Below are 21,745 nucleotides of genomic sequence, written 5' to 3' on the forward strand. Positions count from 1 at the left end.
CTTGGGTATTGAGCCTTACTGCTTGATCTCAGGCTCCACCAGTTTCGCCAGATTGATCAGCGATTCCTGCCAGCCGAGATAACAGGCTTCCGGCGGGATGACATCGGGAATGCCGGCCTGGGTGATGTTGACCTCGGTTCCCACCAGCACCTTTTTCAACGTCACCGTCACTTCCATTTGGCCGGGCAGGTTGGGGTCGTCGAACCTGTCTGTGTAACGCACCAGTTCGCCGGGAACGAGCTCGATATATTCACCGCCGAAAGCGTGGACTTCACTGGTCGTAAAATTGCGGAACGACATCTTGAACGTGCCGCCGACTTTTCCTTCGAAGTGATGCACGCTGCAGGCAAAACCGTTCGGCGGCAACCACTTGGCCAGCGCATCCGCTTCGATGAATGCGCGATAGACCTTTTCCGGGCTGGTGGCCAGGACGCGGTGCAGGCGTATGGTATTCGGCATGGTCATAATCCCTATGGTTTGACGGAGTGGACGAGCCTAGGACGTGGCAATGTTTGACAATCCGACACGGCGAATGATTTTTTCTGAAAATAAATGGCGTCAAGGCTTCTCGGTGGGTTTTTTGCTGTGGCGAAATCAAAGATCTAAATAGAAAGGCGAGCCACCCCGCCTCGTGGTTCGAGACGGCCCTTTGGGCCTCCTCACCATGAGGCTGATCTTCTGGGCTGCCTCGCATTCCTAAAATTTACTTCCCATTAGACATTATGGGCGTGCCGTGAGGCAACTCCGCCTCATCCTGAGGTGCGGAGCTCGAAGAGCGAAGCCTCGAAGGATCGGGGCGGCCCTGATCACTCCGGTAAAACTTGAAAATTGCCGTCCTTCACGTTCCACTGGTAATTCCCCCGCAATTCCGCCATATACAGCTCGAAAACACGGACGGACATGGCATCATGAGCAATACGGTCGAATTCGCGAGGATGAACGGGCTTGGCAACAAGATCCTGGTCGTCGATATGCGCGGCCGCAAGGATGTGGTGACGGCGGCGGCGGCGATCGCGCTCAATGCCGATCCGGTGACCCAGTTCGATCAGATCATGGCGATCCACGATCCGAAGGTTGGGGGCACCGACGCCTGGATCGATATTCTGAACTGCGACGGCACGAAGGCGCAGGCCTGCGGCAATGGCACGCGCTGCGTCGTGCAGGCGCTGGCGGCGGAAACCGGCAAAAAGGTGTTCACCTTCCAGACCGTGGCCGGCATACTCAATGCCAGGGAGCACGAGGACGGCACGATTTCGGTCGATATGGGCACGCCCGTCTTCGCCTGGGACAAGATCCCGCTTGCCGAGGAATTTGCCGATACCAGCCGCATCGAGCTGCAGATCGGGCCGATCGACAATCCCGTCCTGCATTCGCCCTCGGTTGCCTCAATGGGCAATCCGCATGCGATCTTCTGGGTGGACAAGGACCCGATGTCCTTCGATCTCGATCGTTTCGGCCCGCTGCTCGAAAACCATCCGATGTTTCCCGAGCGCGCCAACATCACACTGGCGCGGGTGCTTTCGCCGACGCTTGTGCGCACCCGCACCTGGGAGCGCGGCGCTGGCCTCACGCTTGCCTGCGGCTCGGCCGCCTGTGCCGCCGCCGTAAGCGCCGCGCGCACCGGTCGCACCGGCCGCAAGGTGACGATCGAGGTCGCCTCCGCCCCTGCACCGGGCAAGCTCACCATCGAATGGCTAGACAGTAACGACCATGTCGTGATGACGGGTCCTGCCGAATGGGAATGGTCCGGCACCGTCGATCCGGTCACAGGCAGCTTCTCGCGCGATCCGGAGCAGGGGGCTCAGGCGCGGTGAGCGGGGTCGAGGTCATTACCTTCGGCTGCCGTCTCAATACCTATGAATCCGAAGTGATGAGGTCGCAAGCGGAAGCCGCCGGGCTCAACAATGCCATTCTGGTCAATACCTGCGCCGTGACGGGCGAGGCCGTGCGCCAGGCGCGGCAGGCGATCCGCCGCGCGCGCCGCGACAATCCGCATGCCCGCATCATTGTCACGGGCTGCGCCGCTCAGACCGAGAAACAGACCTTTGCCGAAATGACTGAGGTGGATGCCGTGCTCGGCAACGAGGAAAAGCTGAAAAGCGCTTCCTATCGCTCCCTGCCGGATTTCGGCGTTTCGGCCGAAGAGAAGCTGCGCGTCAACGACATCATGAGCGTGCGGGCGACCGCCCCGCAGATGATCCGCCATATCGATGGCCATGTGCGCGCTTTCATTCAGGTGCAAAACGGCTGCGATCACCGCTGCACCTTCTGCATCATCCCCTATGGCCGCGGCAATTCTCGCTCGGTGCCGATGGGCGCAGTCGTCGATCAGGCACGCAATCTTGTCGAGAGCGGCTATCGCGAGATCGTGCTGACCGGCGTCGATGCCATGAGTTATGGCGCCGATCTGCCGGGAACGCCGACGCTCGGCCTGCTAGCCAAGACGCTGCTGAAGCAGATCCCGGAGATCCGAAGGCTGCGTCTTTCTTCGATCGACAGCATCGAGGCCGATCAGCATCTGATGGATCTCATCGCCGACGAGCCGCGCTTCATGCCGCATCTGCATCTGTCGCTGCAGCATGGCGACGACATGATCCTCAAGCGCATGAAGCGGCGGCACTCGCGGGCTGACGCCGTGCGTTTCATCGAGGATGTGCGCCGCCTGCGCCCCGAGACGAGCTTCGGCGCCGATATGATCGCCGGTTTTCCCACCGAGACGGAAGAGATGTTCGCCAATGCCGTCGGCCTGGCGGAAGAGGCCGGCATCGCGCATCTGCACGTCTTTCCTTACAGCCCACGCCCCGGCACGCCGGCCGCCCGTATGCCGCAGCTCGATCGCGGCCTGATCAAGGATCGCGCCGCCCGCCTGCGCGAGGCCGGACAGAGATTGCACCAGATCCATCTGGACAAGATGGTCGGCACGCGGCAATGGCTGCTTGTGGAGAATGGCGGTCTGGCGCATACGGAAAACTTCACGCTTGTCGCCGCCCCCGGCCTTCGGCCGCGCGACCTTGTGCAGGTCGCAATCACCGGCCACAATGGCAAGCACCTCGACATGCAACTTCTGGCCGCCGACGCGGCCTAATGTTTCAACGGACACTTCATGGCGCTCGGTTTCATCAAAAAAGTCTTCACCTTCGGCCGCGAGAAGCCGGCCGAGGAGCAGGCGCCTGTGGAGGATTTGGCTGGGGTTGAGGCGCCTGTCGTTGAGCAGGAGGCATCGCCTGCTGTAGATGTTTCGCCGGCTTCCGAACCTGCCGAGCCTGCGTCGCCCCCCTCTGTCCCTTTGGGACATCTCCCCCACGAGGGGGGAGATCGTTTGGAGAGTGACGCGCCGGCTGAGCAAGAGCAACAGGCTGAAGAGCCTGCTGATGTTTCCAGCGCGAACGAGATCGAGGCCGCCGAGGCTGGCCGTTCCCTCGTATCCGAGTCGGAGGAGCAGCATGAAGACCTCCAGGCAATCGAACGGGAGCAGCCTGCCGATCCTGAAGCCAATGTAGTTTCGGAAGAGCGCCCCATCGAACCGATCTCCCCCCCTGTGGGGGAGACGTCCGACAGGACAGAGGGGGGTGAGGAAGCCTCAGCAAGCACGGAACTATCGTCGAAAGAGTCGGAATCTTCGTCGGAAAGCACCGAAACTCCGTCTGCCCCTACCCTCCCCAAGGGCTTCTCCACCGCCGCCTTGGCCTCGGAGCCCATCCCCGAAGCGCCAAAACAGAAACTCTCTTGGTTCCAGCGCCTGCGCGCCGGGCTTGCGCGCACCTCGTCGCAGCTGAGCGGTCAGATCGCGGCGCTCTTTACCAAGCGCAAACTCGACGATCAGACGCTGCAGGATCTGGAGGATTTGCTGATCCAGGCCGATCTCGGCGTCGAGACGGCGATGCGCGTAACCGATACGCTGGCCTCCGAGCGCTACGGCAAGGATGTGACGGGCGAAGATGTCGGCCGCATCATGGCGCAGGAAATCGCCAAGGTGCTGAAGCCGGTCGCCAAACCCTTGCAGCTCGACCTCAGCCACAAGCCGCATGTGATCCTCGTCGTCGGCGTCAACGGCACCGGCAAGACGACGACCATCGGCAAGCTGGCGGCGAAGCTCTCCGGTGCAGGGCTGAAGGTCACGCTGGCTGCCGGCGATACTTTCCGTGCGGCTGCCATCGAACAATTGAAGATCTGGGCGGAGCGTACGAAATCGGACTTCATCGGGACCAAGCTCGGCGCGGATGCTGCCGGCCTTGCCTTCGATGCCTTTCAGCAGGCCAAGGCCAACAAGAGCGACGTATTGATCATCGACACGGCCGGCCGGCTGCAGAACAAGGCGGAGCTGATGGCGGAGCTCGAAAAGATCGTGCGCGTGCTCGGCAAGCTCGATCCGGATGCGCCGCATACCGTGCTGCAGACGCTCGATGCGACCACCGGCCAGAATGCGTTGAACCAGGTGGAAATCTTCCGCAACGTTGCCGGCGTCAACGGGCTGATCATGACGAAGCTCGACGGCACGGCGCGCGGCGGCATCCTTGTCGCCATTTCGGCCAAGCATAAGCTGCCGGTCTATTTCATCGGCGTTGGCGAGGGTGTAGACGATCTTGAGCCGTTCGAGGCCGAGGATTTTGCCCATGCCATTGCCGGTACGGGGGCTGTAAACAGCCAATGAATGACAAGAACAAATTCGATGACAAACGTGACGACAGGGAAAGTGCCGCAATGACGACCAGCGACAGCGATCTCACCCCAAGTGCTGCTGACAAACACCACCCCATGCTGAAGCTGGTGCTGGAACTCGGGCCTTTGCTGGTGTTCTTCTTCGGCAATCTGCGCGGCGACTGGCTGGTGCAGCATTTCCCGCAGCTGGCAGCACTCGGCGGCCCGCTCTTCGTCGCCACCGGCCTGTTCATGGCCGCGACGGTGATCTCGCTCATCGTTTCGAAGGTGATGCTCGGCCACCTGCCGCTGATGCCCTTCGTCTCCGGCATTGTGGTGCTGATTTTTGGTGCGCTCGGCATCTACCTGCAGAACGAAACCTTCATCAAGATGAAGCCGACCATCGTCAATGCGCTGTTTGGCATCGTGCTGCTCGGCGGTCTTGCCTTCGGCAAATCGTTGCTCGGCTATGTGTTCAACGCCGCCTTTCAGCTGGATGCCGAGGGCTGGCGCAAACTGACGCTGCGCTGGGGTATCTTCTTCTTCGTTCTCGCCGTGCTCAACGAAGTCGTCTGGCGCGGCTCGAACTGGCTTTATCTTCCGGACACCAAGGCTGCGGATAATCTCTGGGTGAACTTCAAGGTCTGGGGAACGATGCCGATTACCATCCTCTTCACGCTGTCGCAGATGCCGCTGATCATGAAGCACACGGTCGAGCCGCCGGTGGAAAACGGCAAATGAGCGAAGCCATCGACGCCCAAAGCCGCTATCGGCAGCAGAGCTTCTGGTTCATCGCCTGCGCCGTCGTTCTGCTGGTACAGATCGTCACCGAATACATGATGGGCCGTGTGCCGATTTGCACCTGCGGCTACGTGAAGCTGTTCGAGCCGGTGGTGAAATCCAGCGGCAATTCGCAGCACATCGCCGACTGGTACACCCCGTCGCACATCATCCATGGCTTTCTCTTCTTCGGGCTCACGCATCTGATCATGCGCGGCAAGCCGCTGTCGATGCGGCTCTTCGTTGCCATGCTGATCGAATCCGGCTGGGAGATCCTGGAAAATTCCCCGATCATCATCAACCGCTACCGCGCGGCGACGATCTCGCTCGATTATGTCGGCGACAGCATCCTCAACTCATCGATGGATGCCGTGTTCATGGTGGTGGGTTTCCTGTTTGCCTGGCGCGCGCCGGTACTGGTGACGGTCGCCATCGCCATCTTCTTCGAGCTGCTCACCGGCTATTTGATCCGCGACAATCTCACGCTCAACGTGCTGATGCTGGTCTGGCCGGTCGAGGCGGTGAAGACGTGGCAGGGCGGGATTTAATCTTTTCACCCTCGCCCCATCGGGGAGAGGGTGGCGCGATAGCGCCGGGTGAGGGGGCGTTACCGGGAGAATCGGCTCCAGTTTTGCCGCTTCAGGTCCTCGTCGCTTCGCTTCTCGGTCCCCCTCATCCGCCCTTCGGGCACCTTCTCCCCGAGGGGAGAAGGAGTTAAAGAGCAGGCTTCCCTCGCGCCTTCGCTATCGCCGGATAAAGCCCTTCCTTCAGGCTGGTCGGCGTGAAGGGGCCGACCTGCTTGTAGAGGATCGTGCCGTCGGGCGAGACGAGGTAGGATTCCGGAATGCCGTAGACGCCCCAGTCGATGGCGGCCGAGCCGTTCGGGTCTATGCCGATGGCATTGTAGGGATTGCCGAGCTCGCCGAGGAAACGAAGGGCGTTCTCGCTCGTGTCCTTATAATTGATGGCCACGATGTTGAGCTGACCACTCTTGGCAAGCTCCTTCAGCACCGGATGCTCGTCTCGGCAGGGAATGCACCATGAGGCGAAGACATTGACCAGCGTCAGCTTGCCCTTGACGGCGTCATCGGTCAGCGCCGGCAGGTTGGAGCCTTCGAGAGGCGCAAGCGCGAGCTTCGGCGCCTTGGTGCCGATGAGTGCCGAGGGAATGGCCGATATGTCGGTGCCGTGCACTTCCTGGTCATACATGACCTTGCCGACTGCAAATGCGATGCAGGCAAAGACGATCAGCGGGATGAGCGCCAACAGATAGCGTGCGGTGCCGCTGGATTTCGGCTGGTCCTTGTTATCGGTATCCGCAGTCATTTCGTCTCGCTTTCGGGCGCGCGCTGCGAGCGGCGGCGGATGCCGGAGGCTTCCAATGCGGCGAGCTCACGACGGCGCAGGCGTCCGTCGATCCAGATCCAGGCGATGATCGCGAGAATCATGAAGGCGGCAAAGCCATAGGAGCCGAAGACGTAGAAGGGATGCGACATGCGCTAGTCCTCCCGGCTCGCCATGCGCGCGGCCATGCGGCGCTGGGTGGCGATGCGGCGGCGCCAGATCTCGTTGCGGATCGCCATCAGGTGCAGCGTGAAGAACAGCAGCGTGAAGGCGAGCGCCATGGTGAAAAGCGGCCAGAGGAATTCCGCGTCGACGGCCGGGCCATCCATGCGCATGATGCTTTCCGACTGATGCAGCGTGTTCCACCAGTCCACGGAAAACTTGATGATCGGGATATTGATGAAGCCGACCAGCGTCAGGATCGAGGCGACGCGGGCAGCCTTGGACGGATCGTCCATGGCGCGGTTGAGCGCGATCAGGCCGAGATACATCAGGAAGAGGATGAAGACCGAGGTCAGGCGCGCATCCCAGACCCAATAGGTGCCCCACATCGGCTTGCCCCAGAGCGAGCCCGTCACCAGCGCGATTAGTGTAAAGGCGGCTCCGAGCGGTGCGGCAGTCTTGCCGGCGACATCGGCGAGCGGATGGCGCCATACGAGCGTGCCGATCGCCGACATGCTCATGATCGTGTAGCACATCATCGACAGCCAGGCGGCCGGAACGTGGATGTACATGATGCGGACGGTGTCGCCTTGCTGGTAGTCCCCCTCAGTGGAGAAGGACAGGTAGAGACCGATCGCGAAAAGTATGGCTGTAATCGTCGCCAGCCAGGGAATGAGACGCGCCGAAAACGCCAGAAACCGCGTGGGGTTGGCGAGGTCGGAAAATCGGCTGATCGCAGTAATATCGCTCATGCGGCTTGTTTAACCCGATATGGCTTCTCCGGCAATCGACCGCATTGTCCCGAATGGACGAAACAGTATCTCTGTTAAAGCCTTTCCGCATTTCTTCGAAACGCGAAAACGCTCCATCCTTTTGTATTTACGCAATTCCGGACGGAAAACCGCTTCGCACTTTTCCTGGAATTGCTCCGATCAATCAGTCGTGTTCCGCAAGGCAAGGGCGGCGGCCACCGGGCCGAGGACGGCGAAGAACAGAGTAAGCGCGATCAGGATCAGGAACGGCGGCAGGAAGGGTTGCGGCCCCTCGACGGCGGCATAAGTCGCACTGACACCGAAGATCAGAACGGGAATGGTGAGCGGCAGCACCAGAATGGAGACCAGCAACCCGCCGCGCGGCAGCGCCACGGCAACGGCGGCACCGACCGCGCCGATGAAGGTGATCGCCGGCGAGCCGACGAGCAGGGTCAGCGCTGTCGCGGCGATCGCCGTCTTGTTCATATTCATAAAGAGGCCAAGCAGTGGCGAGGCAATGACGAGAGGCAGGCCGGTCGCGACCCAATGCGCGGCGCATTTGATGAAAACCGTCAGCACCAGCGGCGTTTCCTGCATGACGAGCAGATCGAGCGAGCCGTCATCGCGTTCGGCCTGGAACAGCCGGTCGAGGCCGAGCAGGCTGGCGAGCAGCGCGCCGATCCAGACGATGGCCGGGCCGATGCGCGAGAGAAGCTTCAGGTCAGGCCCGACGCCGAAGGGGATGACGGCGACGACGGTGAGGAAGAAAAGGATGCCGATCAGTGCTCCGCCGCCGGCGCGCACCGAAAGTCTGAGGTCGCGGAGGAGGAGGGCGGTCATGCGTGATGACTTTCAAATCGTATGAGGAGGTTGCCTTTCGCCTGGCTCAGGGCGCGAGAAGCTGCAGCTTCTCGCCACCCCCCTCTGCCCCTTCGGGGCATCTCCCCCACGAGGGGGGAGATCGGTAGCCTGCCGCTCACTCGACGCCAAACAATGTCTTTCTGCACTCGCAGATCCTGTCGAAGTTGCTTTGGGCAAGCAGCCGCCGTCGACAATCTCCCCCCTTGTGGGGGAGATGTCACGATAGTGACAGAGGGGGGTAACTCATCGCGCAGCGATGAGCTCTTCAGCAGAGACAGAGGGTGGCATCGCAGGCTCGGCAAACTCGACATCATCCCCACACCCCCTCACTTACCCCGGCAAACCCCGTCATCCGCATCTCCTGCACATTCTCCAACTCCAATGGCTGGTGCGTTGCCGCAAGAACGATGCCGCCCGTCTTCTGATGAGCCGTGATCAGATCGGCGAAGAGTCTGTCGGCGGAGCTGTCGAGCGCCGCTGTCGGTTCGTCCAGAATCCAGATAGGGCGGTAGGCGACCAGAAGTTTGGCGAAAGCGATTCGCCGCTGCTGGCCGGCGGAGAGATAGCCGAAGGGGAGGTGCGCGATGCCGGTAAGGCCGACGGCGTCAGCGGCTTCATCGACATCCAGACCGGAGCCGCCCGGCATATCGCCGAGGAAGGTTTTCCAGAAGATCAGATTTTCTGCGACTGTCAGCTCCGATTTCATGGCATTGCGGTGGCCTAGATAGTGGCTGGCCTCGCCCGCCGGCCGGCCCGATTCGCCGTCCTTTCCGGTGAATGTGACACGACCCTTTTCCGGCCTCAGAAGGCCTGCCACAACACGCAGAAGCGTCGATTTTCCCGACCCGTTGCGGCCGGTCAGAACGAGGGCATCTCCACCGGCCAAGTTGAAGGAAACATTCAAGAAAATCAGGTCTTCGCCCCGCCTTGCCGCGAGATTTTCAGCGCTTAGATGCATTCGCTCAGGCTTTCCCCGTTTTCGTTGCTGCAACGCGCAAAAAATTGTCCAAAATTGCGCTTTGTCACTCTGGCAAGTCTTTACGAAATTATCTATAAGACCTGCAACCACGCCAGCGGTCGGCGTGAATTTCATCCTTGCGCCGAACTTAAGGTATTTTGCCTTACGTGCGGACAGCGGAAATGGCCGTACCCGCATCCTGATGTGCATAAAGTGCATAGGCGTTCGCACGACTGTGTTGGCTATCAGAAACGGGGTATCTCGTGTCTAAATCTCTTGACAGTTTCAATTGTCGTTCCACGCTGACCGTGGGCGGGAAAGACTATGTCTATTTCAGCCTTCCCAAGGCTGAGACGAATGGTCTGCCCGGCGTTTCCAAGCTGCCTTATTCTATGAAGGTGCTTCTGGAAAACCTGCTGCGTTTTGAAGACGGGCAGTCGGTTACGAAGGACCATATCCTTGCCGTCGCCGAATGGCTGACCAACAAGGGCACCGTCGAGAACGAAATCGCTTATCGTCCCGCACGCGTGCTGATGCAGGACTTCACCGGCGTTCCGGCCGTCGTCGACCTTGCCGCCATGCGCGACGCCATGGTCTCCCTCGGCGGCGATCCGGAAAAGATCAACCCGCTCGTTCCCGTCGACCTCGTCATCGACCACTCCGTCATCGTCGACGAATTCGGCACGCCGCAGGCCTTTGCCAAGAACGTCGAGCTGGAATACCAGCGCAATGGCGAGCGCTACCGCTTCCTGAAGTGGGGCCAGCAGGCATTCAAGAACTTCCGCGTCGTTCCCCCCGGCACCGGCATCTGTCACCAGGTGAACCTCGAATATCTCGGCCAGACCGTCTGGACGAAGGAAGAGGACGGCGAAACGATCGCTTATCCCGACACCTGCGTCGGCACCGATTCGCACACGACCATGATCAACGGCCTCGGCGTTCTCGGCTGGGGTGTTGGCGGTATCGAAGCTGAAGCTGCCATGCTCGGCCAGCCGGTTTCCATGCTGCTGCCTGAAGTCATCGGCTTCAAGCTGACCGGCAAGCTCAAGGAAGGCGTCACCGCGACCGACCTCGTGCTCACTGTCGTTCAGATGCTGCGCAAGAAGGGCGTGGTTTCCAAGTTCGTCGAATTCTTCGGCCCCGGCCTCGACAACATGCCGCTCGCCGACCGCGCCACCATCGGCAACATGGGTCCGGAATACGGCGCGACCTGCGGCTTCTTCCCGGTCGACAAGGAAACGCTGCACTACCTCAACATGTCCGGTCGCACGAAGGACCGTATCGCGCTCGTCGAAGCCTATTCCAAGGCTCAAGGGATGTGGCGCGACAATGACGGTTCCGACCTCGTCTTCACCGACACGCTGGAACTCGACCTTAACGACGTCGTGCCGTCGATGGCCGGCCCGAAGCGTCCGGAAGGCCGTATCGCGCTGGAAAACATCGCTTCCGGCTTCGCCACCTCGCTGGAAACCGAATACAAGAAGCCCGGCCAGCTTTCCAACCGCTATGCGGTCGAAGGCACGGATTTCGATATCGGCCATGGCGACGTTGCCATTGCCGCCATCACCTCCTGCACCAACACCTCCAACCCCTCGGTGCTGATCGCGGCCGGCCTTCTCGCCCGCAACGCCGTTGCCAAGGGCCTGAAGACCAAGCCGTGGGTCAAGACATCGCTGGCACCGGGATCGCAGGTCGTCGGCGAATACCTCGCCAAGTCCGGCCTGCAGGCCGATCTCGACAAGCTCGGCTTCAACCTGGTCGGCTTCGGCTGCACCACCTGCATCGGCAATTCCGGCCCGCTGCCGGCGCCGATCTCCAAGACGATCAACGACAAGGGCCTGATCGTATCGGGCGTTCTCTCCGGCAATCGTAACTTCGAAGGTCGTATCTCCCCCGACGTCCAGGCGAACTATCTCGCTTCGCCGCCGCTCGTCGTCGCCTACGCGCTCGCCGGCTCGGTGCAGCTCGACCTGACGAAGGAACCGATCGGCGAAGATCAGAACGGCAAGCCTGTCTATCTGAAGGACATCTGGCCGACCTCGCATGAGGTTCAGGAGTTCATCCAGAAGTACGTCACCCGCGAGCTCTACGAGAGCAAGTATGCCGACGTCTTCAAGGGCGACGCCAATTGGCAGGCCGTGCAGGTGCCTCCGGGCCAGACCTATGCGTGGGACGACAACTCGACCTACGTGCAGAACCCGCCTTACTTCGTGGGCATGGGCAAAAAGGGCGCCGGCGTTTCCGACATCAAGGGCGCTCGCGTTCTCGGCCTCTTCGGCGACAAAATCACCACCGACCATATTTCTCCGGCCGGTTCGATCAAGGCTGCTTCTCCGGCCGGCTCGTACCTCCTCGGTCACGGCGTCGGCGTTGCCGATTTCAACCAGTACGGCACGCGCCGCGGCAACCACGAAGTCATGATGCGCGGTACTTTTGCCAACATCCGCATCCGCAACCACATGCTCGGCCCGAACGGCAAGGAAGGTGGCTACACCATCCATTATCCGTCCAAGGAAGAGACGTCGATCTACGATGCGGCCATGCAGTACAAGGCCGAGGGCGTTCCGCTCGTCATCTTCGCCGGCGTCGAATACGGCAACGGCTCGTCGCGCGACTGGGCTGCCAAGGGCACGAACCTGCTCGGCGTGCGCGCCGTGATCGCCCAGTCCTTCGAGCGCATCCACCGCTCGAACCTCGTCGGCATGGGCGTCATCCCCTTCGTCTTCGAGGACGGCACCACCTGGGCAAGCCTCGGCCTGAAGGGCGACGAACTGGTCACGATCGAAGGCCTGGAGCATATCAAGCCGCGCGAACGGAAGATTGCCAAGATCACCTATGGCGACGGCTCGGTGAAGGACGTTCCGATCATCTGCCGTATCGATACGCTGGATGAGGTCGTCTACGTCAACAATGGCGGCATCCTGCAGACGGTTCTGCGCGATCTCGCTGCCTGATAGGCATTCAACGCAGTTATTGGAGGCCGCCGGAAAACTCTTCCGGCGGCCTCTTGTTTTTCACGGTGATGTGTATGGCGAGCCTTCCGGTTCACCTCGGCCTCACCCCATCGTGACTTTGCGTCATCGCGCTAAACTATTATCTCTTGTTTCAGATTTTTCGGGCTTGATGTGGTCTGGCCGCCCCAAAAAGCGAGTTTTGCAGGGCCCGTGTAGGCAGACGGCGCTCGAGATTGGATGCAGAGGTAAGATAGAATGCGCCTTCGGTTTTCGGTTCCACTTCTGGCAGGCATCGCGCTCGCAAGTTCGCTGCATGCGCAGGAGGCTCCGAAGATCAAGGGCGTCGTCGAACTCTTCACTTCGCAGGGCTGCGCCTCCTGTCCTCCAGCGGATGCGGCCTTTCGCAAGCTGATCCGTCAGGGCAATGTCGTGGCACTCGCCTATCACGTCGATTATTGGAACTATCTCGGCTGGAACGACACCATGGCGTCCAAGGACAATACGGCGCGCCAATATGCCTATGCCCGTACGATGGGGCGCAGCGGAGTTTATACGCCACAGGCGATCGTCAATGGCAGGGACCATATGAACGGCGCCGATCTCGGTGGCATCAACGTCAAGCTTGACGAATTTGAGCGCCTGGGCGAGGGGCTGACGGTTCCGGTCAATGCCGCCATGAAGGGCGACGAGCTCGAGATCAAGATTGGGGCCGGGCAGGGCAAGGCCAATGTGGTTGCCGTCTATTTCGACAAGGAACAGATGGTGGCGCCGAAGGGCGGGGAAAATACCGGGCAGCAGATCGCCTATATGCACGCGGTATCCGATGTCGAAACAGTCGGTATGTGGGACGGCAAGGCCATGAGCCTCGTGCTGCCGTCGACCGTGCTGGATAAGGCCGGCCGGCGAGGCCTTGCGATTCTGCTGCAGTCGTCGACATCTTCGGGCGATCCGGCTGCCATTCTCGGGGCGACTGTTTTGACGGTCGGCTCGGACGGCTGAGCGGCTTTTCTGGAGCCCTTCATTCGGGTTGGGCCGAAAAGGCTCCATATTTGGGCTGACGGCCGAAAAGATCCCTATTTTGCGTGACGCAAAAAAGCTCCCTATTTCGGCTGGCGCCGAAAAGGGGAGGTGCCCGGCGAGGACGCATTCGGGGCTGGGGTTTAATCGATGCGCCCCGGCCGGGCCGTTTGACGCGGCGGCGCCAAACGGCCTCTATACTTCCTGTAAATTGGGCGTCGTTTTGTTTGAAATGCGGCACTGCCGCGATGCTTTGGGCCATGGGAAAGAAATTGTGAGCCGTCAGCCGTCTTGCAATTTGATGTGGCTGAGGCAAACTGTCATTCTCCTGTCATGAGATAGCCCCTGGGGGATTGATGACTGATCAGCCGGATTTGAGACACGGTGAAAGCCGTTCCGTCGATACCAATTCATCCGTCGTCGTTGATCTCAGAGAATACAAACAGAGCAAGGACCCGCTACCGGTGACCTTTCATCGGCGGGAGCTGGACGCGATTCTCTGGATCTATGGCCGCATGGTCGGCGAGGGCGAATGGCGTGATTATGCCATCGACCATTTGAAGGACAAGGCGGTTTTCTCCGTTTTCAAGCGCTCCGGCGAAATGCCGCTTTTCCGCATCGAAAAGGATCCGAAGCTTTCGGCCAAGCAGGGCGCCTTCTCCGTCGTCAATACCAACGGCATGATCCTGAAGCGCGGCCATGAGCTGAGTCAAGTTCTGAAGGTTTTCGATAAGCAGCTGAAGCTGGTGGAGAAGTAGTTCTTATCGATTGAGGCGTACGGAGAGTGCGCACCGCCTCTATCCCTTTCGGAACATCCCCCCGCAAGGGACAGGGGTATCGCATATGAACTGAAATCGCAGCTGTCCCCCTTCTCCCCAGCGGGGAGAAGGTGCCGTCAGGCGGATGAGGGGGTGCCCGCCAAGACTACGAAAATCCATGAATTCAAATCGATAGCCCCCTCATCACCCCTGCCCATAAGAGGGAGGTCGGTTACTTGCAGCCTCTTTGCCTCATGGGTACATCGAGTCTGCCGAAATCACGGCCTACTGTTTTGATAGACGAGCGGCAAACTCCCAACAATCTCCCCCTTGTGGGGGAGATGTGACGGAGGGGGTATCAGGGGTGCGACATATGCGAGATCTGCTTTAGCCACCAAACAACGTCCCTGGATAAACTGACGGATCCGGATCGGTTTCCGCACCCTCACCCAACGCCTTCTGCATCAGCATCGTATCGAGCCACCGGCCATGCTTGTAACCGGTGCCTTTCAACAGGCCGGCTTCGGCAAAGCCTGCCGCGCGGTGCACGGCGACAGAGGCGGGATGGGCGCCGCCGATGACGGCGATCATCTGGCGGAAGCCGAGCGCCTCGCAGCTTTCGACGAGCGCATCGAGCAGCCGCCGGCCGACGCCGCGACCGCGGGCTTCCGGCGCCAGATAGATCGAGTCCTCCACCATCCAACGATAGGCTGGCCGCGTGCGGAACGAGGAAGCATAAGCGTAGCCGAGGAACGCGCCGGCCTCGTCTTCGGCGACGAGATAGGGATAACCCTTGTCACGGATCGCCTCGAACCGTGCCGCCATTTCTTCCTGGCTCGGTGGCGTGATCTCATAGCTTGCCGTACCGTTCAGCACGGAATCTCTGTAAATGGCGGTGATATGGGAAAGATCGTCTGGGGTTGCGCTGCGAAGGCTGACGGACATTGTTTCTATTGCCTGATCTGCGGATTTGTGACGGCAGCTATCAAATCGCAGCGCCTGTGGCCAGGCAAACAAAAAAGGCGGCCGAAGCCGCCTTTTCGTATCTCATTTCACGCTGCGCTTAACGGCGGTTGCCCATAAACTGCAGCAGGAACATGAAGAGGTTGATGAAGTCCAGGTAGAGCGACAGGGCGCCCATGATCGCCTTGCGGCCAGCCACCGTCGCATCATCGGCGGTGTAGTACATTTCCTTGATCCGCTGCGTATCGTAGGCGGTGAGGCCTGCGAAGATCAGGACGCCGATCACGGAGATGGCGAACTGCAGGGCGGACGAAGCCAGGAAGATGTTGACGAGCGTCGCGATGATCAGGCCGAAGAGGCCCATCATCAGGAACGAGCCCATCGCCGACAGATCACGCTTCGTCGTGTAGCCGTAGAGCGACAGCGCGCCGAAGGAGGCGGCGGTCACGAAGAAGGTCTGTACGACGCTCTGGCCGGTGTAGATGATGAAGATCGACGACAGCGACAGGCCCACCAGCGCGGCGTAGACCCAGAAGGTCGTCGTCGCGGCGGCCACGCTCATGCGGTTGATCCTGAAGCTCAGGAAGAAGACCATTGCCAGCGGGGCGAGAATGACCACCCACTTCAGCGGGCTCAGATAGATCGCCTGCCCGAAGGCCGTGATCTGTCCGTTTGCGAAAGCGAGCGAGAAGGAGAGATAGGCGGCAACACCCGTGATCGCCAGACCCAGCGCCATCAGGTTATAGACCTTGAGCATGTAGGCTCGAAGGCCCTCGTCTATCATCGCACCGGATTGCGCACCGCTCTGCGCCCGGTTTTGGTAATTGCGAAAGTCAGCCATGTTTTCCTCTTTCAAGCTCCGATGTGAGTACGGTGTCGGGTCTTTCAAGGCCCAGGCGCCGCTGCGGAGCTCAGCATGCCTGCACAGAATATGAGGCTTTCAGGCCTCGTAGACAAGGGTCTAGCGATCGGCCCCATGTTAAATCGATGTAACATCGGGCTGTTTTGGCGGCTCTGCGCCGTCGGCGGAGTGGTTAGAGCTCACGCAGAACAGGGGCGGCCTTCTGGCCGAGGATGCGCCAGGTGCCGATGAGGCCAATACCGACCGTCAGCACCAGGGCGATGACGAGCGTCGATAGGGCGACATCGGGCAGGAAGGCTGAAGGCAGGTGCATGATGCGGCTGACGATATACCAGGCAGAGGCGGCGCCGGCGATCAAGGCGAAGACGGCAGTTGCCGCACCCAGGATCAGATATTCGTAGCTGAAGGCGCGGATCAGCGTCGCCCGCGTCGCGCCGAGCGTCTTGAGGATGACGGCATCATGCGTGCGTGCGCGATTGCCCGCCGCGAGCGCACCGGCCAGCACGAGCACGGATGCGATGAGCGCCACCGACGCGGCAGAGCGGATGGCGGTGGCAAGCTGTCCCACAAGCGTGTTGACGACATCGAGTGCATCCTTGACCCGTACGCTTGTTATGGTCGGATAGGTATTCGTGACTTTCCTTAGAATGGCCGCTTCCTGTTCCGAGGTGGCTGATGTGTCGGTCAGGGTCGCGAGCCAGGCATGCGGGGCGCCCCTGACGGTATTGGGCGAGAAGATCATCACGAAATTGATCGACAGCGACTGCCATTGCACCTTGCGGAAGCTGGCGATCTTGGCAGTGATGTTGCGGCCGAGCACGTTGACGGTGACTTTATCGCCGAGCTTCAAGCCGAGCGCCTTGCCTTCCTCTTCGGAGAAGGAAACCAACGGCTCGCCGCTATAATCCTTGTCCCACCATTTGCCTTCCGTGACCGAGGCGTTTTCCGGCACCGTATCGGCATAGGTGATGCCGCGATCACCGCGCAGGACCCACTGGCCTGCCGCCGGCACCTTCATCTTGGTGACATCCTCGCCATTGAAGGCGACGATGCGGCCGCGCAGCATCGGCGCTTCGACGAGCTTGCCCTTGGGGTCGATGTTGAGGACGATCTTGCGAAAGCCTTCCAGCTCCGGCCCCTGAATGTCGACAAAGAAGAAATTCGGCGCCTGTTCGCTCATGCGGCCCATGAGTTCGCGGCGCATATTGCCGTCGATCAGCGTCAGGGTCACCAACAGCGCCAGCCCAAGGCCGAGCGACAGCACGACGGAGGAGGTGAGCGCGCCGGGCCGATGAATGTTGCCGATCGCCAGGCGAAGGGCCGGCGAGCGCACGCGCGGGCTGCGGCGGGCAAGCCAGGAAAGCACGGCGGCAACGGCGCGCAGCACGACGAAGGCGGCGGCAATCGAAACGACGAAGACGATGGCGATGAAGCGATCATAGGCGGTGACGATCGCCAAGGCGGCAAGTGCTGCCATCAGTACACCGGCGGCGAGCAGATAAGGCCAACCGAAAAGGCGTCGCGCTTCGAAGCCCTGCTCGCGAAACAACGCCGTTGCCGGCACTTCGCGGGCATGGCCGAGCGGCGGAATGGTAAAGGCCAGCGTCGTCAGCAGGCCGAAAAGAGCGGCAAGCGTCAGCGCGCCGGGATAGAGCCTCGGCGCGGTCGAAATCGGCAGGAATTCCGCCATGAATTGCGATGCGATCATGGGCGCAATGGCGCCGAGGACGAGGCCAATTGCTATGCCGGCAAGCGCAATGACGGCGATCTGGATGAGATAGATCAGCATGACGACGAAGGCCGGCGCGCCCAGGCATTTGAAGGTGGCGATGGTCGTGCGCTTCGAATCGAGGAAGGCGCGGACGGCATTGGCAACGCCGACGCCGCCGACGATGAGCGCCGCCAGGCCGACCAGCGTCAGGAACTGCGAGAAGCGGGTGACGTTGTCGGCGAGCTGTGGTGCCGCGCGGTCGCTGCTGCGGATCGACCAGCCCGCTTGCGGGAAGGCGGCATTGGCGCGGTCGGTGAGATTGCGGATGCCGGCTGCGGGATTGTCCATGCGGATCTTGTAGGATTGCTCGACCAGACTGCCTGTCGTGATCAGGCCGGAGGCGATCAGGGCGTCGCGGCTGGTGAGCAGACGTGGCGCGAAGCCGAAGCCTTCGGAGACGGCGTCGGGCTCGCTTTGGATGGTGCCCGATATGCGCAGCTTCGTATTGCCCAGCAGCAGATCGCTGCCGACCTTGAGGTTCAGGCGTTCCAACAGCAGGGGCGCTACGACGGCGCCATAGGCGCCATCCTTGGCGGCAAGCAGCGTCGACAAGGGCTGATCGGGATCGGCCTGGAAGGTGCCGTAGAGCGGATAAGCGTTGTCGACGGCCTTGACCTCGACCAACGCCTGATCCGAGCCATCGGGCAGACGTGCCATGGAACGCAGCCCGGTGGAGCGGGAAATTTTGCCCAAGCTTTGGAGATAGGCGAATTCTTCCGGCGTCGCCTCGCGATTGCGCAGTTCGAAACGGGCGTCGCCTGATAGCAGCGATTGCCCCTGCGTCGAGATCGCGTCGGTGATCGAACGGGAAACGGAATTGACCGCAGCGATCGCGCCAGTGCCGAGCGCGATGCAGGCAAGGAAGATGTAGAAGCCGCCAAGGCCGCCGCGCAGTTCGCGCAGGGCAAGGCGGAAGGCGAGGGGCAGGCGCAGTCCCGCCGCCGCGCTCATGCAATGGCTGCCTGGTTGGTGCGCGTGCGCATGCTGTCGCTCTCGATTTCGCCGGAACGGACGCGGATCTGGCGCGAGCAGCGGGCGGCAAGGGCGGGATCATGGGTGACGAGCAGCATGGTCGTGCCGCGCTCGGCCTGCTGGGCGAAGAGCAGGTCGGCGATCTGCCGGCCGGTATCGGTATCGAGATTGCCCGTCGGTTCGTCGGCGATCAGGACGGCTGGCGAAGGCGCCAGCGCGCGGGCGATGGCGACACGCTGCTGTTCACCGCCGGAGAGCTGCCCGGGATAGTGCGTGAGCCTTTCGCCCAGCCCCACCGCTTCCAGCTCCCGCCTGGCGATAGCGAAGGCATCGCGGACATTCGCAAGTTCCAGCGGCACGGCGACATTTTCCAGCGCCGTCATGTTGGCGATCAGGTGGAAGGATTGGAAAACGATGCCGATGTTCCGGCCGCGGAAATCGGCGATGCGATCTTCGCTCAGGCTATGCAGCGGCGTGTCGCGGATCAAAAGTTCGCCGCTGTCGAGCTTTTCGAGGCCGGCCAGTACCATCAGCAGGGTGGACTTGCCGGAGCCGGACGGGCCGACGATGCCGACGGCCTCACCCTCCATCACAGTGAGATCGATACCCTTCAGCACATGGACGGATGCGGCGGCATTGCCGAGCGTCAAATCCGCCTTCTTCAGCTCGATGATGGTTTTTGCCAATGCGAACGCCCTATATATCGGAGAACATCAGAGATAATGGCGGGCGTGATTTGGCCCGAGCAGCGAATTTAGGGAATAGATCATGGGTTTTAAAGTTGCCGCGCTTCAATTCGCTGTCATCACTTTCGGTCTTTTGTTTGGCGCTGTTGGCGCCGCCGAGGCGCGGACTATCCAGTTGGTCGGCTTCGGCGACAGCCTGATGGCGGGCTATCAGCTGCCCCCGGGCGACGGCTTTCCCGCGAAGCTTGAGGCGGCGCTGAAGGCCAAGGGGCTCGATATTGCCGTCGCCGATGCCGGTGTTTCGGGAGATACGACATCGGGCGGCCTTTCGCGCATCGACTGGTCGGTGCCCGATGGCACGGATGGCGTCATCCTGGAGCTCGGCGCCAATGACGCGCTGCGCGGCATTCCGCCGGAGCAGACGGAAAAGAACCTCGAGACGATGATCGAACGGTTGAAGGACAGAAAGATCCCGATCCTTCTCGTCGGCATGCTGGCGCCGCCCAACATGGGGGGCGACTACGCCGATAAATTCAATCCGATCTACAAGCGGCTGGCCGACAAATATCAGCTTCCGCTCTATCCGTTCTTCCTCGATGGCGTTGCCACGCATGCGGATCTGCAGCTTGCCGACGGCATGCATCCGAGCTCCAAGGGCGTGGACGTGATGGTCGAGCATATGTTGCAGGCTGTCATCAGTTTTGTAGGGACGATTGACGCAGGTGCGAAATAGATGCTTGCACCGACTGCAAATGCGTGATTCCCTACCTATACCTGCAAGAGATTCGGGGAGTGCTCGTCATGCCGAGACTTTTTACCGCCCTCGAAATTCCGCGCAATGCGGCCATGAGCCTGTCATTGTTGCGCGGTGGTCTCCCGGGAGCCAGGTGGATCGACGTTGAAAATTATCACATCACCTTGCGCTTCATCGGCGATGTCGATGGCCGCACGGCGGATGAGATCGTCGATCGGCTGGACCGGATAGATCGACCTGAATTCCAGCTTCGGCTGGAGGGCATCGGTTCCTTCGGCTCTAAGAAACCGCATTCGGTTTGGGCCGGGGTCTCGCAGACACCGGATATGTTCGCGCTGCAAGGCGAGATCGAGCGCATTTGCCAGCGGATCGGCCTGCAGCCGGATCCGCGCAAGTTCACGCCGCACGTGACGCTCGCCAGGCTGAAGTCCTCGCGGGTCGACGATGTCGTGCACTATCTATCCGGCCGCGGCAATTTCTATACCCAGCCCTTCACGGTCGGGCGCTTCGTGCTTCTGTCCTCGCGCGAATCGGTCGGCGGCGGTCCTTATCTCACCGAAGAGATATTCCCGCTTCACGAGCCCCGCAGCACGTTCCCGACTTTGGGCAACAGCGCGCTGCAGCCGGCCAAGAGCATGGTATAGACGGCTTCGAAATTCTCTCGGTCGCCATAGTAGGGATCGGGGATATCCTTGTTGCTTCCGAGCGCTAGGGCATTGAAGAGATGCAGCTTGCCGAGGGCATCGGCGGGTGCTGTCTTGCGCAAATTCTTCAAATTGTCTTGATCCATTGCCAGGATAAGATCGAACCGGCCGAAATCTGATGGTTCGATGCGACGGGCGCGCTGGGCTGAAATATCGATTCCGTGACCGGCGGCAACCGCAACCGAACGGCGATCCGGGCGTTCTCCCTGATGCCAGCCGCCGGTACCGGCCGAATCGATGTCGAATTCACCGCCACGGCCGCCGTCGCTTGCCAGATGTCTGAATATGCCTTCGGCGAGGGGCGAGCGGCAGATATTGCCGGCGCAGACGAAAAGAACCCTGTGACGATCCATGCTATCGTTCAACCGCTGGAGCTTTTACGCAATTCCAGGAAAACCGCTACGCACTTTTCCTGGAATTGCTTTAGAGAGGAGTGACTTGCCATGAAATACGAGAAGCTCGACCGCACGGCAATCGATGAAAATCTTGCGGAGCTCTCCGGCTGGGCGCTTGCGGCCGACGGGCTTTCGATTTCGAAGACGTTCAAGTTCCGCAACTTCGTCGAAGCCTTCGGCTTCATGACGGAAGCCGCCCTTGCCGCGGAAAAATTCAACCACCATCCGGAATGGTTCAACGTCTATTCCCGCGTCGAGGTGAAGCTGACGACACACGATGCCGGCGGCCTGACCGATCATGACGTCAAGCTGGCGAAGGCGATGGAGAAGGCGGCGGGACGCCGGATCGATTGAATCGCGGCAGGCGATCACCATATGTTTACACGGCCCGGCCGACGGGCCTCGATTGAGGTA

At 60.9% G+C, this 21,745-nt stretch carries 22 protein-coding genes; 11 read left to right on the top strand and 11 right to left on the bottom strand.

The features are described from left to right. Positions 1 to 15: 15 nt before the first annotated feature. A complete protein-coding gene (locus PH562_RS26490) occupies positions 16 to 459 on the bottom strand; it encodes an SRPBCC family protein (RefSeq protein ID WP_285176684.1) in 444 nt (147 codons plus the stop codon). Positions 460 to 908: 449 nt separating this feature from the next. Between PH562_RS26490 and dapF the strand changes: the two genes are divergently transcribed. From dapF to PH562_RS26515, 5 genes are read left to right on the top strand one after another with little or no spacing between them, the layout of a single operon-like run. Further along, on the top strand, positions 909 to 1,814 hold the full coding sequence (dapF, locus tag PH562_RS26495; RefSeq protein ID WP_285176685.1) for a diaminopimelate epimerase: 906 nt from the start codon (positions 909 to 911) through the stop codon (positions 1,812 to 1,814). After that, positions 1,811 to 3,085, top strand: a complete 1,275-nt coding sequence (mtaB, locus tag PH562_RS26500; protein ID WP_285176686.1) for a tRNA (N(6)-L-threonylcarbamoyladenosine(37)-C(2))-methylthiotransferase MtaB — start codon at positions 1,811 to 1,813, stop codon at positions 3,083 to 3,085. The genes dapF and mtaB overlap by 4 nt, the downstream gene beginning before the upstream one ends. A gap of 18 nt (positions 3,086 to 3,103) precedes the next feature. Further along, a complete protein-coding gene (gene ftsY / locus PH562_RS26505) occupies positions 3,104 to 4,651 on the top strand; it encodes a signal recognition particle-docking protein FtsY (RefSeq protein WP_285176687.1) in 1,548 nt (515 codons plus the stop codon). Next, complete coding sequence (locus tag PH562_RS26510) at positions 4,648 to 5,379, top strand: septation protein A (RefSeq protein ID WP_285176688.1); 732 nt, start codon at positions 4,648 to 4,650, stop codon at positions 5,377 to 5,379. Before ftsY ends, PH562_RS26510 begins: the two co-directional genes overlap by 4 nt. Further along, positions 5,376 to 5,966: a DUF2585 domain-containing protein gene (locus tag PH562_RS26515; RefSeq protein WP_285176689.1), complete on the top strand. Its 591-nt coding sequence runs from the start codon at positions 5,376 to 5,378 to the stop codon at positions 5,964 to 5,966. Before PH562_RS26510 ends, PH562_RS26515 begins: the two co-directional genes overlap by 4 nt. A gap of 166 nt (positions 5,967 to 6,132) precedes the next feature. Here the strand turns inward: PH562_RS26515 and PH562_RS26520 are convergent, their stop codons facing one another. The 5 genes from PH562_RS26520 to ccmA all read right to left on the bottom strand — a co-directional run bounded on the left by PH562_RS26520 (position 6,133) and on the right by ccmA (position 9,495). Further along, positions 6,133 to 6,744: a DsbE family thiol:disulfide interchange protein gene (locus PH562_RS26520; RefSeq protein ID WP_285176690.1), complete on the bottom strand. Its 612-nt coding sequence runs from the start codon at positions 6,742 to 6,744 to the stop codon at positions 6,133 to 6,135. Then, entirely contained in the window at positions 6,741 to 6,914 is a 174-nt protein-coding gene (gene ccmD / locus PH562_RS26525; RefSeq protein WP_113231480.1) for a heme exporter protein CcmD, read from the bottom strand. The genes PH562_RS26520 and ccmD overlap by 4 nt, the downstream gene beginning before the upstream one ends. 3 nt (positions 6,915 to 6,917) lie before the next feature. Beyond that, positions 6,918 to 7,676 carry a heme ABC transporter permease gene (locus tag PH562_RS26530; RefSeq protein ID WP_285176691.1) on the bottom strand — a complete coding sequence of 253 codons (759 nt, stop codon included), beginning with the start codon at positions 7,674 to 7,676 and terminating at the stop codon, positions 6,918 to 6,920. A 180-nt stretch (positions 7,677 to 7,856) separates the two neighbouring features. Further along, positions 7,857 to 8,516 carry a heme exporter protein CcmB gene (gene ccmB / locus PH562_RS26535; protein ID WP_285176692.1) on the bottom strand — a complete coding sequence of 220 codons (660 nt, stop codon included), beginning with the start codon at positions 8,514 to 8,516 and terminating at the stop codon, positions 7,857 to 7,859. 331 nt (positions 8,517 to 8,847) lie between these two features. Beyond that, positions 8,848 to 9,495, bottom strand: a complete 648-nt coding sequence (ccmA, locus tag PH562_RS26540; RefSeq protein WP_285176752.1) for a heme ABC exporter ATP-binding protein CcmA — start codon at positions 9,493 to 9,495, stop codon at positions 8,848 to 8,850. Between the two features lie 263 nt (positions 9,496 to 9,758). Here ccmA and acnA point away from each other — a divergent pair, with 263 nt between their 5' ends. The 3 genes from acnA to PH562_RS26555 all read left to right on the top strand — a co-directional run bounded on the left by acnA (position 9,759) and on the right by PH562_RS26555 (position 14,224). Then, entirely contained in the window at positions 9,759 to 12,449 is a 2,691-nt protein-coding gene (gene acnA / locus PH562_RS26545; RefSeq protein ID WP_285176693.1) for an aconitate hydratase AcnA, read from the top strand. A gap of 255 nt (positions 12,450 to 12,704) precedes the next feature. After that, positions 12,705 to 13,448, top strand: coding sequence for a DUF1223 domain-containing protein (locus PH562_RS26550; protein WP_113231485.1), 744 nt, complete (start codon positions 12,705 to 12,707; stop codon positions 13,446 to 13,448). Positions 13,449 to 13,822: 374 nt separating this feature from the next. After that, a complete protein-coding gene (locus PH562_RS26555) occupies positions 13,823 to 14,224 on the top strand; it encodes a DUF2794 domain-containing protein (RefSeq protein WP_113231486.1) in 402 nt (133 codons plus the stop codon). Between the two features lie 387 nt (positions 14,225 to 14,611). Here PH562_RS26555 and PH562_RS26560 read toward each other — a convergent pair whose 3' ends face one another. The 4 genes from PH562_RS26560 to PH562_RS26575 form a co-directional block, all read right to left on the bottom strand. Beyond that, the gene (locus PH562_RS26560) at positions 14,612 to 15,169 is read right to left on the bottom strand and encodes a GNAT family N-acetyltransferase (RefSeq protein ID WP_285176694.1); all 558 of its coding nucleotides are present in this window, start codon (positions 15,167 to 15,169) and stop codon (positions 14,612 to 14,614) included. 118 nt (positions 15,170 to 15,287) lie between these two features. Then, a complete protein-coding gene (locus tag PH562_RS26565; RefSeq protein WP_075853634.1) occupies positions 15,288 to 16,028 on the bottom strand; it encodes a Bax inhibitor-1/YccA family protein in 741 nt (246 codons plus the stop codon). 193 nt (positions 16,029 to 16,221) lie between these two features. Then, a complete protein-coding gene (locus tag PH562_RS26570) occupies positions 16,222 to 18,771 on the bottom strand; it encodes an ABC transporter permease (RefSeq protein ID WP_285176695.1) in 2,550 nt (849 codons plus the stop codon). After that, a complete protein-coding gene (locus PH562_RS26575) occupies positions 18,768 to 19,478 on the bottom strand; it encodes an ABC transporter ATP-binding protein (protein WP_113231489.1) in 711 nt (236 codons plus the stop codon). Before PH562_RS26575 ends, PH562_RS26570 begins: the two co-directional genes overlap by 4 nt. A gap of 82 nt (positions 19,479 to 19,560) precedes the next feature. Here PH562_RS26575 and PH562_RS26580 point away from each other — a divergent pair, with 82 nt between their 5' ends. Both PH562_RS26580 and thpR read left to right on the top strand, forming a co-directional pair. Continuing rightward, positions 19,561 to 20,211: an arylesterase gene (locus tag PH562_RS26580; RefSeq protein ID WP_285176696.1), complete on the top strand. Its 651-nt coding sequence runs from the start codon at positions 19,561 to 19,563 to the stop codon at positions 20,209 to 20,211. A gap of 68 nt (positions 20,212 to 20,279) precedes the next feature. Next, positions 20,280 to 20,876 (top strand): RNA 2',3'-cyclic phosphodiesterase, encoded by a 597-nt coding sequence (thpR, locus tag PH562_RS26585; protein WP_113231491.1) that lies wholly within the window; start codon positions 20,280 to 20,282, stop codon positions 20,874 to 20,876. Here the strand turns inward: thpR and PH562_RS26590 are convergent. After that, positions 20,807 to 21,289: a low molecular weight protein-tyrosine-phosphatase gene (locus PH562_RS26590; RefSeq protein ID WP_285176697.1), complete on the bottom strand. Its 483-nt coding sequence runs from the start codon at positions 21,287 to 21,289 to the stop codon at positions 20,807 to 20,809. The genes thpR and PH562_RS26590 overlap by 70 nt on opposite strands. 90 nt (positions 21,290 to 21,379) lie before the next feature. On the opposite strand from PH562_RS26590, the gene PH562_RS26595 reads away from it, so the two are divergent. Continuing rightward, positions 21,380 to 21,685 carry a 4a-hydroxytetrahydrobiopterin dehydratase gene (locus tag PH562_RS26595; protein ID WP_285176698.1) on the top strand — a complete coding sequence of 102 codons (306 nt, stop codon included), beginning with the start codon at positions 21,380 to 21,382 and terminating at the stop codon, positions 21,683 to 21,685. Positions 21,686 to 21,745: the final 60 nt, after the last annotated feature.

The organism is Rhizobium centroccidentale, from assembly GCF_030182565.1.
In the GTDB taxonomy this organism is placed as follows: Bacteria; Pseudomonadota; Alphaproteobacteria; order Rhizobiales; family Rhizobiaceae; genus Rhizobium.

Coding starts and splice junctions, on each gene's coding strand:
- PH562_RS26490 (WP_285176684.1), bottom strand. CDS start 459: ATGCCGAATACCATACGCCTGCACCGCGTCCTGGCCACCAGCCCGGAA.
- dapF (WP_285176685.1), top strand. CDS start 909: ATGAGCAATACGGTCGAATTCGCGAGGATGAACGGGCTTGGCAACAAG.
- ftsY (WP_285176687.1), top strand. CDS start 3,104: ATGGCGCTCGGTTTCATCAAAAAAGTCTTCACCTTCGGCCGCGAGAAG.
- PH562_RS26510 (WP_285176688.1), top strand. CDS start 4,648: ATGAATGACAAGAACAAATTCGATGACAAACGTGACGACAGGGAAAGT.
- PH562_RS26515 (WP_285176689.1), top strand. CDS start 5,376: ATGAGCGAAGCCATCGACGCCCAAAGCCGCTATCGGCAGCAGAGCTTC.
- PH562_RS26520 (WP_285176690.1), bottom strand. CDS start 6,744: ATGACTGCGGATACCGATAACAAGGACCAGCCGAAATCCAGCGGCACC.
- ccmD (WP_113231480.1), bottom strand. CDS start 6,914: ATGTCGCATCCCTTCTACGTCTTCGGCTCCTATGGCTTTGCCGCCTTC.
- PH562_RS26530 (WP_285176691.1), bottom strand. CDS start 7,676: ATGAGCGATATTACTGCGATCAGCCGATTTTCCGACCTCGCCAACCCC.
- ccmB (WP_285176692.1), bottom strand. CDS start 8,516: ATGACCGCCCTCCTCCTCCGCGACCTCAGACTTTCGGTGCGCGCCGGC.
- ccmA (WP_285176752.1), bottom strand. CDS start 9,495: ATGCATCTAAGCGCTGAAAATCTCGCGGCAAGGCGGGGCGAAGACCTG.
- PH562_RS26550 (WP_113231485.1), top strand. CDS start 12,705: ATGCGCCTTCGGTTTTCGGTTCCACTTCTGGCAGGCATCGCGCTCGCA.
- PH562_RS26555 (WP_113231486.1), top strand. CDS start 13,823: ATGACTGATCAGCCGGATTTGAGACACGGTGAAAGCCGTTCCGTCGAT.
- PH562_RS26560 (WP_285176694.1), bottom strand. CDS start 15,169: ATGTCCGTCAGCCTTCGCAGCGCAACCCCAGACGATCTTTCCCATATC.
- PH562_RS26565 (WP_075853634.1), bottom strand. CDS start 16,028: ATGGCTGACTTTCGCAATTACCAAAACCGGGCGCAGAGCGGTGCGCAA.
- PH562_RS26570 (WP_285176695.1), bottom strand. CDS start 18,771: ATGAGCGCGGCGGCGGGACTGCGCCTGCCCCTCGCCTTCCGCCTTGCC.
- PH562_RS26580 (WP_285176696.1), top strand. CDS start 19,561: ATGGGTTTTAAAGTTGCCGCGCTTCAATTCGCTGTCATCACTTTCGGT.
- thpR (WP_113231491.1), top strand. CDS start 20,280: ATGCCGAGACTTTTTACCGCCCTCGAAATTCCGCGCAATGCGGCCATG.
- PH562_RS26590 (WP_285176697.1), bottom strand. CDS start 21,289: ATGGATCGTCACAGGGTTCTTTTCGTCTGCGCCGGCAATATCTGCCGC.
- PH562_RS26595 (WP_285176698.1), top strand. CDS start 21,380: ATGAAATACGAGAAGCTCGACCGCACGGCAATCGATGAAAATCTTGCG.